The sequence below is a fragment of the Polaribacter sp. HA6-7 genome, assembly GCF_055693625.1.
This window is the reverse complement of the sequence record NZ_CM146338.1, coordinates 167,019-182,483: the sequence shown is the minus strand read 5'-3', so window position 1 is coordinate 182,483 and position 15,465 is coordinate 167,019. Positions and strand designations below refer to the sequence as shown.

The following is a 15,465-nucleotide window of genomic DNA, read 5'->3' as shown; positions in this document are numbered from 1 at the left end:
TTTTATTGCCTTTATTTTTTATCTGTTATCTATTTAAATATACCCAACCTGTAATTGGTTTTCTAACGCCGTCATTAAAGTAAATAATGTAGAAATAAGTTCCTGTTGGTACTGGTTTACTATCGTTTAGAGTTAATCTACCCGTAGAGTAACCGTCCCACCAATCTGGACTCGTTTTACCATTATTACTATACTCGTACACTTTATTACCCCATCTATTAGATATTTCTAATTTAAAATTAGGATAATTAGCTAGTGCAGGTATTACAAACGTATCGTTGTTACCGTCTCCGTTTGGAGAGAATGCATTCGGAACCAAGTCACAATTTGTAACATCCATATGATCTTGAATTTGATCATTGTCACAATCGAACATGTATTCATCGATAGTTAATATTCCATCATTATCATCATCAATATCTTGGAAATCTTTTTTATCATCGGAATCCGTATTTCTAACAATATAACTTAAAATACCGCTATCATCAAACGTTTCTAAATCGTTAAATAATCCGTTCAATCCAGAACCTGTGTCAGAACCATCTATAACTCCGTCATTATTGGCATCTGTTGCACCGGAACCAGATTCTTCTAAATCTGTTAAACTATCTCCGTCTGAATCTAAATCTAAATGATCTGGAATACCGTCACTATCAGTATCTAAACTATTGTCACCTCCGTTTTCGATAAAATCTGGAATACCATCATTATCATCATCTAAATCTACACTATCAGGTACGCCGTCTCCGTCGGTGTCATCAGCATCTAAATAATCTGGAATTCCGTCTAAATCATCATCATCATTGTTTAAGTTAGAATCTCCGTTATTATCTTCATCTATAGTTTCAATACCATCGCCATCATCATCGGTATCTAGATAATTTGGTATACCATCTTTATCGGTATCATCATCTGTTGGATCTCCATTGATTAAAGCTACATCTTCATCCGAAGTATCAATACCATCTCCATCGTCATCTGTATCTAAGTAATTTGGTATACCGTCTTTATCAGTATCATCATCTGTTGGATCTCCGTTAACAGAAACAACATCTTCATCTATTGTATCAACTCCATCACCATCATCATCTGTATCTTGAAAGTCCGGTTTACCATCCTTATCTGTATCAATAGGTGTATAATCTATAGTTCCGCTTTCGGCGTTACCTCAACTCCGTCGAATAATCCATTAGAACCAGAACCAGTATCTGCACCGTCTATTACACCATCATTATCAGCATCTAAAGCTCCATTACCAGCTTCTACAACATCGTTTACACCATCACCGTCTGAATCTAGGTCTAAATGATCTGGAATGCCATCATTATCTGTATCTCTTAATGGATCACCATTTTGCTCAACTGAATCTGGTATCCCATCATTATCATCGTCTAAATCAATATTATTAGGAATTCCATCTCCATCTGTATCACCTTCTACCGTAATTGTTACCGTTTCAGTTTTACATACTGATGGACTTACAGCTGTATTACAAACTGTATAATCTATTGTTACTGTTGTTCCTTCTTCTCCTACGGCTGGTATATAGGTCATCTCTCCGGTTAATGGATCAAAACTTACAACACCTGCAGCAGTTCCTGTTCCGGCATCTGTTAGTGTCGTATTAGTTCCTGGTAAGTAATCATCATTTGCTAATACATTTACAACACCTGGTGTATTAATAGTTACTACTAGCACATCTGAACTTACGGTTGGAACCAATGGATTTGGATCTGATGAATCTGGATTACCATCATTATCATCATCTAAATCTGTAAAATCTGGATCGCCATCATTATCATTATCTGATTGAACTGTAATTGTTACCGTTTCTGTTCTACATACTGATGGACTTACAGCTGTATTACAAACTGTATAATCTACTGTTACTGTTGTTCCTTCTTCTCCTACCGCTGGTGTATAAGTCATCTCTCCGGTTAATGGATTAAAACTTACAACGCCTGTAGCAGTTCCTGTTCCAGCATCTGTTAATGTTGTATTAGTTCCTGGTAAATAATCATCGTTTGCCAATACATTTACAACGCCTGATAAACCTTCTACAACCGTTAACACATCTGAACTTACGGTTGGAACTAATGGATTTGGATCTGATGAATCTGGATTACCATCGTTATCATCATCTAAATCTGTAACATCTGGATCACCATCATTATCATTATCCGATTGAACTGTAATTGTTACCGTTTCTGTTCTACATACTGATGGACTTACAGCTGTATTACAAACTGTATAATCTACTGTTAGTGTTGTTCCTTCTTCTCCTACCGCTGGTGTATAAGTCATCTCTCCGGTTAATGGATCAAAACTTACAACGCCTGCAGCAGTTCCTGTTCCAGCATCTGTTAATGTCGTGTTAGTTCCTGGTAAATAATCATCATTTGCTAATACATTTACAACACCTGATAAACCTTCTACAACCGTTAACACATCTGAACTTACGGTTGGAACTAATGGATTTGGATCTGATGAATCTGGATTACCATCGTTATCATCATCTAAATCTGTAACATCTGGATCACCATCATTATCATTATCCGATTGAACTGTAATTGTTACCGTTTCTGTTCTACATACTGATGGACTTACAGCTGTATTACAAACTGTATAATCTACTGTTAGTGTTGTTCCTTCTTCTCCTACCGCTGGTGTATAAGTCATCTCTCCGGTTAATGGATCAAAACTTACAACGCCTGCAGCAGTTCCTGTTCCAGCATCTGTTAATGTCGTGTTAGTTCCTGGTAAATAATCATCATTTGCTAATACATTTACAACACCTGATAAACCTTCTACAACCGTTAACACATCTGAACTTACGGTTGGAACCAATGGATTTGGATCTGATGAATCTGGATTACCATCATTATCATCATCTAAATCTGTAATATCTGGATCACCATCATTATCATTATCTGGTTGAACTGTAATTGTAACTGCTGTCGTTTTACATACTGATGGATTTACAGCTGTATTACAAACTGTATAATCTACTGTTACAGTTGTTCCTTCTTCTCCTATGGCTGGTGTATAAGTCATCTCTCCGGTTAATGGATCAAAACTTACAACACCTGCAGCAGTTCCTGTTCCTGCATCTGTTATTGTTGTGTTAGTTCCTGGTAAATAATCATCATTTGCTAATACATTTACAACGCCTGATAAACCTTCTACAACCGTTAACACATCTGGACTTACAGCTGGAACTAGTGGATTTGGATCTGATGAATCTGGATTACCATCGTTATCGTCATCTAAATCTTCACTATCTGGTATTCCGTCATTATCTGTATCCAATGAATCTAAATAATCTGGTGTTCCATCATTATTATCATCATCATCATTAAAGTTACCATTGTTATTGTTGTCTTCATCCTTAGTTAAAACTCCATCATTATCGTCATCTTCGTCTAAATAATTTGGTATCCCATCATTGTCAGAATCGTCATCCGTTGGATCTCCGTTAATACTAACAACATCTTCTTCTAGAGTATTAATACCATCATTATCATCATCTATATCTTGGAAATCTAAAACTCCATCTTTATCTGAATCTTGCGGGTTATTGATTGTTGTACCGCTTTCTACGCCATCTTCTATTGCATCAAATAATCCGTTTGCACCGAATTTGTTTCTGCACCATCAATTCTTCCATCGTTGTCTAAATCTACTTGTCCAAACCCTGACTCTATTAAATCGCTTATACCGTCACCGTCTGAATCTAAATCAAGAGAATCTGGAATGCCATCTTTATCTGTATCTCTTAATGGATCTCCGTTTTGTTCTACTGAATCTGGAATTCCGTCATTATCATCATCTAAATCTACGCTATCTGGCACACCATCGTTATCATTATCTTTAATTTCTCTGTAATCTACTTCGGTGTAGATGTATTATCAAGGTCTGGTAAATCTATTGCACCGTTATCTTGATCATCATTTACATCAAATAATGCACCTGCTGTGTTATTGTCATCATAACTATCTAATAAACCATCTGCATCAGAATCATTATTAACAGTTGCCTTAACAAAACCGGCTTCTTCTGTATCATTTAAACCATCATTATCTGAATCTAAATCTAAATAATCTGGATTAAAATCACCTTCTGTATCTACAGGTATTAAACCGCTTATTACAGCATTATTATCGTAAGCATCTATTAAGCCATCCATATCTGCATCTGCTGTTGCAGAAATTGGCTTGATATAACCTGCTGTAGTTTGTGCTTCTACGTTATCAGGAATTCCGTCGTTATCTGAATCAATATCCTTATCATCTGATATTCCGTCTCCATCGCTATCAATACCATCATTTACTGTAAATAATGGGAATGTTCCAGGACCTGAGTTTTCTGAAGTTCCGTTGGTTTGTGATGGAGAGCTTGATGCTGTATTTCCTTCAAACAATCCGTTTATAGCACAACCAGAGAACAACACAGAACCTAAGTTTGTATTTGATGATGCTGATAATAATTCTGCAGAGAATCTAACATCAAAAGCAGAAGTATTATAATATCCAAAGAAAGTTGCTAACCTTGGTGAAACATCTACACCAGCATAGGTATCATCAGGTCCTTCAAAAGTTACTAAACCTGTTGCAGGGTTCTCTATTACGTTTAATAATGTTTCGTTATCTACTGCGTATAAACCAGGTCTAGATAAAATAACAGATTCTCTAGCATTAGCACCATCTATGTCATAAATAACACCACTAAATCTACTGATATTATAAAGTGTATTTGTGTTATCATTTACTAGAATAACTCTAAAAGCCATTTCTGCTTTATTACCTGTTGGTGTTGGCACAGTGTATTCTGGTTGCCAAGCATCCGGATTACCTGTGGTAGAATTATCAATAGATATTAATGATGCTCCTCCTTTAATGTCTGTAATTTCTACAATTGCATCTAAAATTCCACCCGTTCCACCGAAACCTGTAACATCTACAACATTTTCAAAACGATATTTAGCTCCTATAGAACCCGAACCAGAAACACCTGTTCCTGCCACATAAGTTGGATTTTGGAAACTTACATTAGGTAATATACATCTAGGGTCGTTTGCTGATGACGAAGGAATATATCCTAACGATTCAACTACATCTACAATTCCATCATTATCATCATCTATATCTATATCATCTGTTATACCATCACCATCTGTATCTATTTGCACTCCGAAAGTAATTTTATCTCTAAAATCTACTTCTGCTGTACCTGGATCTTGATCGTTAGGGAATAATGTAACATCTTGATTATTATTTGATGCTGCATCTGGATCTGTTAAGCCGCCTGTGTTTAAATCAAAAGCGTCATCTAAACCATCTCCATCTGAATCTACTCCTGAAAATACATTTCCATTGTCTGCAACATTATCTCCATCTGTATCATAAGCTTCAACCGTATCTAGAACACCGTCGCCATCTGAATCTACATCTGTATAATCTGGCGGATCTATACCATCTGTATTTAATGGGAATCTAATTGGGTTACCAGATCCTGGTGCAGTTTCATAAACATCTGCTAAACCATTGCCATCAGAATCTGCTCCTGGTGCAATGTAACCCACTGTAGTTTGCCATTCGATGTTATCTACAATTCCGTCATTATCTGAATCTAAATCTAAATAATTTGGCAATGCATCTGAATCTGCATTTTCTGGATTATTTACTGGAGATCCTGTTATAGAACCACAAGGCGCACAGTCTAAATCGTAAGCATCATCGATACCATCTTTATCTGTATCTACACCTGAAGGAGCCACATACGTTAATGGATTTTGCGCTTCGATGTTATCTATAATTCCGTCTGCATCTGAGTCTAAATCTTTGTAATTTGGAACTCCGTCGCCGTCTGAATCTAATACTGGTAATGGATTGTTAGCAATTGCATCATCTAAACCATCATTATTAGTGTCTGTAAAGTTATCTACTTTACCGTCTCCATCTGCATCAACTCCGCCTGCTTCAACTAAGTCAGAAATACCGTCATTATCTGAATCATTATCAAACTGATCTATAATTCCGTCTTTATCTTTATCAAAGTTATCGTCAATTCCGTCATTATTTTCATCTAAAGTAATATTATCTGGATCTTTATAATCTGGAATTCCATCATTATCGGTATCTGCTAATGGATCATTTCCTCCATTTTCAACAACATCTGAGATTCCGTCATTATCATCATCTAAATCAACACTATCAATAATTCCGTCTCCGTCTGTATCCGGAAGAACTGTAACAGTTACTTGTGCTTCATTAGATAAAAGACCATTATTATCCTCTACCGTATAAATTACATTAGCCTCACCTGTAAATTCTAATTCGGTGTAAATACTATATTACCAAGATTATCAACAGTATAAGTTCCTTCACCTGCAATAATTAATGGTGTAGTAGAATTACCTGTATTGCTAGCATTATTAGGATCTATTAATGTTATTGTAGATGCATCTATAGTACCATCAGTATCTGTATCATTTGCAGTTACAGTTGCTATTGTTACTGGTGTATTTTGAATTGTTGTTTCAGTATCATTACCTGCAACTGGTGCATCGTTTTCTCCTGTAACAGTAATATCTAATGTTGCATCACTATTTTCATTTCCATCTGAAACTGTATAAGTAATCTGAGGAACATTACCTGTAAAGTCTAATGCAGGTGTAAAAGTGTAACTACCATCAGAATTTATAATTAAATCTCCTTCTGTGAAAGAAATTGTATTTCCTGCTGGTGTATCTACACCTCCTACAGTAAATTCTAATATTGTTAACGGAGTTCCTTCAACGTCATTATCATTAATTAATAATCCGTTTGAAGCGTTTACTGCTAATACAGTATCTTCTGCAGTTGTATTAACATCTGCAACGGCATTTGGTGCATCATTTACAGCTGTAATTGTTATTCCTATTACTGCTTCGTTAGAAACTAAACCTTCATTATCTTCTACTGTGTACTTAATATCTGCAACACCATTAAAGTTTGGCAACGGTGTAAAAACTACATTACCTAAAGTATCTACAGAATAACTACCAACACCAGATATAACTAATGGGTTAGAAGAGTTACCTGTATTTGCTGCGTTGTTAGGATCTATCAATATAATAGTAGTTGCATCGATAGCTGCACTATCATCGGTATCGTTAATTGTTATTAATGATACATTTACTGGTGCATCTTCATTACTAGTATTTCCTAAATCATCTACAGCAACTGGTGCATCATTAACACCTGTTACAGATATGTCTAGAGTACTTGTTGTTGATAATGCCCCGTCTGTAACTGTATAAGTAACTTGAGGCACAGCACCTAAGAAATCTGTTGCTGGGTTATAGATATAACTACCATCTCCGTTTACAGTTATTGCACCTTCTACTAAGTTTACTGTTGTACCTGCAGCATAATCTGTTCCGTTTATAGTAAACTGTGTTAATGTTAAAGGCGTACCGTCTGTATCAGAATCATTAATTAACAATCCTGCAGAAGCGTCAACATTTAATTGTACATCTTCTGGTGTTGTGTTAGTATCTGCAATAGCAACAGGCACATCATTAACAGGAGTAATATTTAATGTTAATGTACTACTAGAATTGTCTGTTGGTGTTCCGTCTGAAATTGTGTAATTAATTACCGGAACCGAACCATTATAATTTGCTGTTGGTACAAAAGTATAACTACCATCTGCATTAATTGTTATTTGACCTTCTGTAATTGTTGCTGTTTCTCCGGCAGTATAGTTTGTACCATCAATCTGAAAAGTAACTACAGTTAATGTTTCTCCTGGATTCGAATCGGTATCATTATTTAATAAACCATTTACTGCATCTACTGTTAAAGTTACATCTTCTGATGTAGATTCTGAATCTGGATTTGCAACTGGTGGCAAGAATGATTTTGGCACTGTAATATTTACAGTTGCAGTGTCACACAAGCCATTAGTATCACAAACTTGATATTCGAAAGAATCTGACCCTTTGTTAAAACCAGGGTTTGGAGTATAAGTTATTGTATTATCTCCGTTAATTACCACAGTACCATTTGCTGGCTGAGTAACAATTGATGAAACATTTAACACGTCTCCATCTATATCTGTATCATTTGGTAAAACAGCTATTACTACTGCAACTCCAGGGTCTGTTGATGTTACGTCATTTGTTGCTACAGGCGCATCATTTATAGGAGAAACTGAAATATCTAATGTTGAGTTTGCTGTATTTGCACCATCTGTAATTGTATAGGCAATTTGTGGTAAAGAACCATTAAAATTAGCAATTGGTGTAAATGTGTAACTACCATCAGAATTTATTAATAAACTTCCTTCTGCTAAAGAAACTGTGTTTCCGGCAATATAAGTTGTACCGTTTACTGTAAATGTTGTAACACTTAGAGAACTGTTTTCTGTATCAGAATCATTTGTTAATAATCCGTTTGCAGCAGTAACCGTTAACGGCGTGTCTTCATTTGTAGTATTTGTATCTAAAACTGCAATAGGTGCATCGTTAATTGGATTTACAACTATATCTAGCGTACTCATCACAGAATTTAACCCATCATTTGCTGTATAAGTTACTTGTGGTACATCACCATTAAAATTAGCGGTAGGCGTAAATGTATAACTACCGTCTGATTCTATTTGTAAAACACCTTCTGTTAAGCTAATTGGAGCTCCTACAGTTTCTGAATTACCATTGATAGTTAACGCTGTAACAGTTAAAGTATCATTTTCTAAATCTGTATCATTAGCCGAATACCGTTTACTGCTGATACTGTTAATGGAGTATCCTCATTCGTATCATTTGAATCTGCGATAGCAACTGGAGCATCATTTACTGCAGTTACAGTAATATCTAAAGTTCCTGGTACCGTTGCTGAACCATCTGTTACATTGTATGTAATTTCGGTACCGTACCGTTAAAATTAGATGCTGGCGTAAATGTGTAACCTCCATCAGAAGTAATTTTTAAAACTCCTTCTGTAAAAGTTGCGGTTTCACCAGCGCCATAAGTTGTACCATCTACAACAAAAGCTGCTATACTTAATGGATCTCCGTCTAAATCTGAATCATTTGTTAACAATCCGTTTGCTGCAGTTACAATTAACTGCGCATCTTCTGTTGTCGAATTTACTTCGTCTACAACTACCGGATTATCATTTACTGATGTTACTGTAATTCCGATTGTTGCAACATTTGATGTCAATGGCGTTCCGTCGTTATCCTGAATTGTATAATTAATATTTGCTGGTCCGTTAAAATTATCTGCCGGATCAAATGTTACATTTCCTAAATTATCAACAGAATAAGTTCCAACTCCTGCAATTAATAATGGTATTGCAGTGTTTCCTGTATTTGTTGGATCGTTTGGATCTATTAAAGTAACTGTTGATGGATCTACAGCAACATCATCTGTATCATTATTACCAATTGTAGCAACGGTAACATCGGTATCTTCTAATGTTGTTGTTCCTAAATCATTTACTGCTATTGGTGCATCATTAACAGGTGTAACTGTTATATCTAAAGTTCCAGGAACTGTTGCAGAACCATCTGTAACATTATATGTTATTTGCGGTACTACTCCGTTAAAGTTAGTTGCTGGTGTAAAAATATAACTACCATCTGATGAAATTTCTATAGAACCTTCTGTTAAACTTACCGTTTCACCTGCTGTGTAAACGTTTCCTCTAACTTCAAAAGTTGCTATACTTAATGGATCTCCGTCTAAATCTGAATCATTTGTTAACAATCCGTTTGCTGCGGTTACAATTAACTGCGTATCTTCTGTTGTCGAATTTACTTCGTCTACAACCACCGGATTATCATTTACTGATGTTACAGTAATTCCGATTGTTGCAACATTTGATGTCAATGGAGTTCCGTCGTTATCCTGAATTGTATAATTAATATTTGCTGGTCCGTTAAAATTATCTGCCGGATCAAATGTTACATTTCCTAAATTATCAACAGAATAAGTTCCAACTCCTGCAATTAATAATGGTATGGCAGTGTTTCCTGTATTTGTTGGATCGTTTGGATCTATTAAAGTAACTGTTGATGGATCTACAGCAACATCATCTGTATCATTATTACCAATTGTAGCAACGGTAACATCGGTATCTTCTAATGTTGTTGTTCCTAAATCATTTACTGCTATTGGTGCATCATTAACAGGTGTAACTGTTATATCTAAAGTTCCAGGAACTGTTGCAGAACCATCTGTAACATTATATGTTATTTGCGGTACTACTCCGTTAAAGTTAGTTGCTGGTGTAAAAATATAACTACCATCTGATGAAATTTCTATAGAACCTTCTGTTAAACTTACCGTTTCACCTGCTGTGTAAACGTTTCCTCTAACTTCAAAAGTTGCTATACTTAATGGATCTCCGTCTAAATCTGAATCATTGGTTAACAATCCGTTTGCTGCGGTTACAATTAACTGCGTATCTTCTGTTGTCGAATTCACTTCGTCTACAACCAACGGATTATCATTTACTGATGTTACAGTAATTCCGATTGTTGCAACATTTGATGTCAATGGCGTTCCGTCGTTATCCTGAATTGTATAATTAATATTTGCTGGTCCGTTAAAATTATCTGCCGGATCAAATGTTACATTTCCTAAATTATCAACAGAATAAGTTCCAACTCCTGCAATTAATAATGGTATTGCAGTGTTTCCTGTATTTGTTGGATCGTTTGGATCTATTAAAGTAACTGTTGATGGATCTACAGCATCATCATCTGTATCATTATTACCAATTGTAACAACGGTAACATCAGTATCTTCTAATGTTGTTGTTCCTAAATCATTTACTGCTATTGGTGCATCATTAACAGATGTAACTGTTATATCTAATGTGCTTGTTACAGTATCTATTGTACCGTCTGTAATTGTATAAGTTACTTGTGGTAAATTTGCAGTAGAATCTGATGCTGGTACAAACACATAACTACCATCTGCATTAATAGTTATAGAACCTTCTGTAACATTTGCAGTAGTTCCTGCTGTAAAAGTAGTTCCTCCAATTTCAAATTCTTTTACAGAAAGTACATCTCCATCGATATCTGTATCATTATCTAATATTCCGTTTGCAGCATTTACTGTTAACGTAGTATCTTCTAAAGTAGTTTCATTATCTTGATTTGCTATCGGAGCATCATTAATAGGATTAACAGTTATATCTAAAGTACTAGTTGCGTTTGGCGTTCCTGTACCATCTGTAATTGTATAAGTTACTTGTGGTACTGCGCCATTAAAATTAGTTGCTGGTTCAAAAGTATAACCACCACCTGCATTAATTGTTAAATTACCTTGTGGTAAATTAGCTGTACTTCCTGCTGCATAATTTACACCTCCTGCAGTAAACTGTGTTACTGTAATAGCATCTAAATTTGCATCCGTATCATTCTTAATTAAACTTTTTGCATCAGCATCTGCTACTACTAAGTTAACTTCTTCATCTGTTTGATTAGTATCTGGATTTGCAACCGGAGAGAATGCAGATTGTGGCACTGCAATTGTTACAACAGCTGTATCTGTTCCTCCATTTCCATCAGAAATTTCATAAGTAAATGTGTCTGTTCCGTTGTTAAACCCTGGTTGAGGTGTATATGTAACTACATCGTCTGATGTATCTGCAGGAGTTCCGTTATCAAAAATTACAGCGGTACCTTTTGTTGGTGCAACAGTAATATTACTTATTGATAAAATATCTCCATCTAAATCAGAATCATTTGTTAATACCGGAATATTTACTGAAATATTTGGATCTGTAGATGATGTATCATCTAGCGCCACCGGATTATCATTTACAGGCGTTACAGTAATTTTTAATGTACTGTTTGCTGTATTTACACCATCAGTAGCTGTGTAAGTTACAGATGGTACAGCTCCGTTAAAGTTTAAAGCTGGCACATAATCGTAACTACCATCTGTATTTAAAGTAATTGTTCCTGATGGAATTGTAGCAGTTTGTCCTGCTGTGTATGATGTTCCAGATACTGTAAATTTACTTACAGTTAATGCATCTCCATCAATATCAGAATCGTTGTTTAATACTCCATTAGCTGCGTTTACACTTAGCGTAACATCTTCTGATGTTGTATCTGTATCTGCAATTAATGTTGGTGTATCATTTGTTGGATTTACTGTAATAATTAATGTTGATGTTGCTGAATCTGTTCCGTCTGAAACTGTATAAGTTGCTGTTTGTACAACCCCGTTAAAGTTTGGTGTTGGCACAAATGTATAACTACCATCTGTATTAATTGTTAAATCTCCTTCTGCAACAGAAACTGAATTTCCTGCTAGAACAGTTGTTCCTCCAATTTCAAATTGCGTTACGGTAATTGAATTTGTATCAATATCAGAATCATTTGTAAGAACACCATTTGTTGATGCTACATTTAAGGTTACATCTTCATTTGTTTCATCTGTATCTGCAATTGCAGTTGGCGCATCATTTACAGGATTAATAGACAATGTTAAAGTGCTATTTGCTGTATTGGCTCCATCTGAAATTGTGTAATTAATAAGAGGAACAGCTCCATTATAATTTAATGCTGGCGTAAAGTCATAACTTCCGTCTCCATTAATTTTTAAAACTCCTTCTGTTATTGTTGCAGTTGCACCCGCTGTATAAACTGTACCGTTTACGGTAAATTGAGTAACTGTTATAGCATCACCTTCGGATCAGAATCGTTATTCAATAATCCGTTTGCAGCATTTACATTAATTGCAACATCTTCGTCTGTTGAATTAGTATCTGTATTTGCAATTGGCGAATCATTAACAGCAGTTACGTTAATATCTAATGTTGTAGATGCTGTTAAAACACCATCTGTAATTGTATAAGTTACTTGAGGCACAGCTCCGTTAAAGTTACTAGCTGGCACATAAGTATAACTACCATCAGAATTTAATTTGATTGTTCCTGCTGATGTAGTTGCAGTTTCTCCTGCTAAATAAGATGTAGTTTCTACTACAAAACCAGTTACATTAATTACATCTCCATCTAAATCAGAATCATTTTTAAGTACTCCGTCTGCTGGTACAACATTTAAAGCGACATCTTCTGTAGTTGAATTTGTATCTAAAATTGCTGTTGGTGCATCATTTGTTGCATTTATTGTTAACGTTAATGTACTATTAGCTGTGTTTGTACCATCTGTAATAGTATAATTAACTACAGGAACAGCGCCATTATAATTTAATGCTGGTGTAAAACTATAACTACCATCTGCATTTATTTGTATATCTCCTTCTGTTATACTTGCTAAAGTTCCAGCAGTATATTCTGTTCCTCCAATTGTAAATTTAGTTACAGTTATTGGGTCATTTTCTGGATCTGAATCATTATTTAATAATCCGTTTGCTGCTGTAACATTTAATGTAACATCTTCGTTAGTTGCATTTGTGTCTACGTTTGCAAATGGCGAATCGTTTATTGGAGTAACATTAATATCTAAAGTTGATGTTGAAGTATCATTACCATCTGTAGCCGTATAAGTTACAGTTGGCACCGCACCATTAAAGTTAGTTGCTGGTGTATAAACATAACTACCGTCTGTATTTAACCTTAAAGTTCCTTCTGTTAAGTTAGCTGTATTTCCTGGTGTATAATTTGTACCACTAACTGTAAATTGAGTTACCGTTAAGCTATTATTTTCTTTATCTGTATCGTTACTTAAAACTCCGTTTATTGCAGATACATTTAATTGAATATCTTCTTGTGTACTATTTGTATCTACTACTAAATCTGGTGCATCATTAATTGGTGTTACTTCTATTTTTAAAGTTGTATTAGAAGTATTTGTACCATCAGAAACAGTATAAGTAACTGTAGAAACTGGTCCGTTGAAATCTGTTGTAGGTGTATATTCATAACTACCATCAGAATTTAATTTGATTGAACCTTCTGCAAAGTTTGCTGTTTCACCTGCATTGTAAGTTATACCAGCAACAGAAAATTGTGACACAGTTAATGGATCTGCATCAATATCAGAATCATTATTTAAAACTCCGTTTGCTGCATTTACGGTTAATACTGTATCTTCTGATGTAGTATCTGTATCTAACACTGCCGTTGGCGCATCATTTACAGGAGTTACACTAATATTTAATGTACTTGTTTCTGTTAATGAACCATCAGAAACCGTGTAAGTTATTTCGGTACATTCCCGTTAAAATTTAATGCTGGTAAAAATGTATAACTACCGTTTGCATTTAATTTTAAAGTTCCTTCTGTTAAAGCAATATCTTCTCCTACGTTTTTAGGTGTGCCTCCAATAGAAATTGCTGTCACTGAAATTGCATCACCATCAACATCAGAATCATTATTTAAAACTCCGTTTGCTGCTGCTACAGATAATAATGTATCTTCTAAAGTACTGTTTACATCTCGGATTTGCATCCGGCCTATCATTAATAGGGTTTACTGTAATATCTAATGTAGATGTTGTAGTTGTTATACCGTCTGAAACAGTATAAGTAACTTTCGGAATAACTCCATTAAAGTTTGTTGCAGGAGTTAAAGTATAACTACCATCAGAATTAACTACTAAATCTCCTTCTGTAATAGAAGCTGTATTACCTGCTAAGTATGTAGTTCCATCAATAGAAATCTGTGTTACCATTAAAGGATTTCCGTCAACATCAGAATCATTACTTAGAACACCGTTTGTTGCATTTACATTTAGTGTGTTTCCTTCATCAACAGAATTTACATCGGCTGTTGCAACAGGAACATCATTTGTTCCGTTAATAGTAATTCCAATTGTAGCTTGATTTGCAGAAACTAAACCTTCATTATCTCTAATTGTATATTTAATATTTGCATTTCCATTAAAATTGGCTACTGGAGAAAACAAGACGTCTCCGTTGTTATTAACCGTATAAGTACCCACATTTGCAATTATTAATGGATTCGAAGAGTCTCCAAAATTAGAAGCGTTGCTTGGATCTATAAGTCTTATTGTTGATGGATCTACAGAACCATCATCTGTATCATTGGCACCAATTGCTGTTACAGTAATTGGGTTATCTTCATTTCCTGAATTCCCTAAATTATCTACTGCTACTGGCGGATCATTTACCGGTGTTACAGAAATATTTAATGTTGCATCTACATCAACAGTACCGTCTGTTAATGTATAAGTAACTTCGGAAAGCTTCCATTAAAATCTGTAGCTGGTGAAAAAGTGTAACTACCATCACTTAAAAGTGTTAGTGTACCTTCTGTAACCGTTACAGTTGTTCCTGCAGTACTAACTGTACCGTTAATTTCAAATTCTTTTACAGAAATTGCATCTCCGTCTAAATCATCATCATTATCTAAAACTCCATTTGCAGCAGTTACATTTAAAACTGTATCTTCATTTGTTGTATTAGTGTCGTTTTCTGCAACTGGTGTATCGTTTACTGGTGTTACTTCTATATCTAGTGTACGAGATGCA

The 15,465-nt window shown here is 35.1% G+C and carries 12 protein-coding genes and 2 pseudogenes; 1 reads left to right on the top strand and 13 read right to left on the bottom strand.

The genetic code is table 11. From position 1 onward, the window contains the following. Positions 1–25: 25 nt before the first annotated feature. The 4 genes from ACZ1HD_RS01025 to ACZ1HD_RS01010 all read right to left on the bottom strand — a co-directional run bounded on the left by ACZ1HD_RS01025 (position 26) and on the right by ACZ1HD_RS01010 (position 5,776). Positions 26–520, bottom strand: coding sequence for a gliding motility-associated C-terminal domain-containing protein (locus ACZ1HD_RS01025; RefSeq protein ID WP_472688385.1), 495 nt, complete (start codon positions 518–520; stop codon positions 26–28). Positions 521–1,143: 623 nt separating this feature from the next. Beyond that, entirely contained in the window at positions 1,144–3,309 is a 2,166-nt protein-coding gene (locus tag ACZ1HD_RS01020) for an Ig-like domain-containing protein (protein ID WP_472688384.1), read from the bottom strand. A gap of 299 nt (positions 3,310–3,608) precedes the next feature. Beyond that, positions 3,609–3,851 (bottom strand): hypothetical protein, encoded by a 243-nt coding sequence (locus ACZ1HD_RS01015; protein WP_472688383.1) that lies wholly within the window; start codon positions 3,849–3,851, stop codon positions 3,609–3,611. Positions 3,852–3,886: 35 nt separating this feature from the next. Next, a complete protein-coding gene (locus ACZ1HD_RS01010) occupies positions 3,887–5,776 on the bottom strand; it encodes a hypothetical protein (protein ID WP_472688382.1) in 1,890 nt (629 codons plus the stop codon). Between the two features lie 112 nt (positions 5,777–5,888). Here ACZ1HD_RS01010 and ACZ1HD_RS01005 point away from each other — a divergent pair, with 112 nt between their 5' ends. Then, a complete protein-coding gene (locus tag ACZ1HD_RS01005) occupies positions 5,889–6,026 on the top strand; it encodes a hypothetical protein (protein WP_472688381.1) in 138 nt (45 codons plus the stop codon). Between the two features lie 304 nt (positions 6,027–6,330). Here ACZ1HD_RS01005 and ACZ1HD_RS01000 read toward each other — a convergent pair whose 3' ends face one another. The 9 genes and pseudogenes from ACZ1HD_RS01000 to ACZ1HD_RS00960 all read right to left on the bottom strand — a co-directional run bounded on the left by ACZ1HD_RS01000 (position 6,331) and on the right by ACZ1HD_RS00960 (position 15,446). After that, positions 6,331–8,544, bottom strand: coding sequence for a tandem-95 repeat protein (locus ACZ1HD_RS01000; protein ID WP_472688380.1), 2,214 nt, complete (start codon positions 8,542–8,544; stop codon positions 6,331–6,333). Further along, positions 8,545–8,775 (bottom strand): annotated as a pseudogene (locus ACZ1HD_RS00995) (cadherin-like domain-containing protein); the annotation flags it as partial. It lies immediately after the preceding gene. Continuing rightward, positions 8,736–8,855 (bottom strand): hypothetical protein, encoded by a 120-nt coding sequence (locus tag ACZ1HD_RS00990; RefSeq protein ID WP_472689421.1) that lies wholly within the window; start codon positions 8,853–8,855, stop codon positions 8,736–8,738. The gene ACZ1HD_RS00990 and the pseudogene ACZ1HD_RS00995, both read right to left, overlap by 40 nt. Positions 8,856–8,890: 35 nt before the next feature. Then, positions 8,891–12,493, bottom strand: coding sequence for a beta strand repeat-containing protein (locus tag ACZ1HD_RS00985; RefSeq protein ID WP_472688379.1), 3,603 nt, complete (start codon positions 12,491–12,493; stop codon positions 8,891–8,893). A 15-nt stretch (positions 12,494–12,508) separates the two neighbouring features. Continuing rightward, a pseudogene (locus ACZ1HD_RS00980) lies at positions 12,509–12,688 on the bottom strand (cadherin-like domain-containing protein); the annotation flags it as partial. Continuing rightward, positions 12,685–14,091, bottom strand: coding sequence for a tandem-95 repeat protein (locus ACZ1HD_RS00975; RefSeq protein ID WP_472688378.1), 1,407 nt, complete (start codon positions 14,089–14,091; stop codon positions 12,685–12,687). The gene ACZ1HD_RS00975 and the pseudogene ACZ1HD_RS00980, both read right to left, overlap by 4 nt. A gap of 83 nt (positions 14,092–14,174) precedes the next feature. After that, positions 14,175–14,423 carry a cadherin-like domain-containing protein gene (locus ACZ1HD_RS00970; RefSeq protein ID WP_472688377.1) on the bottom strand — a complete coding sequence of 83 codons (249 nt, stop codon included), beginning with the start codon at positions 14,421–14,423 and terminating at the stop codon, positions 14,175–14,177. Further along, a complete protein-coding gene (locus tag ACZ1HD_RS00965) occupies positions 14,347–15,120 on the bottom strand; it encodes a tandem-95 repeat protein (RefSeq protein WP_472689420.1) in 774 nt (257 codons plus the stop codon). The genes ACZ1HD_RS00970 and ACZ1HD_RS00965 overlap by 77 nt, the downstream gene beginning before the upstream one ends. A gap of 35 nt (positions 15,121–15,155) precedes the next feature. Continuing rightward, complete coding sequence (locus tag ACZ1HD_RS00960) at positions 15,156–15,446, bottom strand: Ig-like domain-containing protein (RefSeq protein WP_472689419.1); 291 nt, start codon at positions 15,444–15,446, stop codon at positions 15,156–15,158. Between the last annotated feature and the right edge of the window lie 19 nt (positions 15,447–15,465).

Bases quoted from the DNA above. Each gene is read 5' to 3' on its own strand.
- ACZ1HD_RS01000 (WP_472688380.1), bottom strand. From the start codon at position 8,544: ATGAGTACGCTAGATATAGTTGTAAATCCAATTAACGATGCACCTATT.
- ACZ1HD_RS00970 (WP_472688377.1), bottom strand. From the start codon at position 14,423: ATGCAAATCCGAGATGTAAACAGTACTTTAGAAGATACATTATTATCT.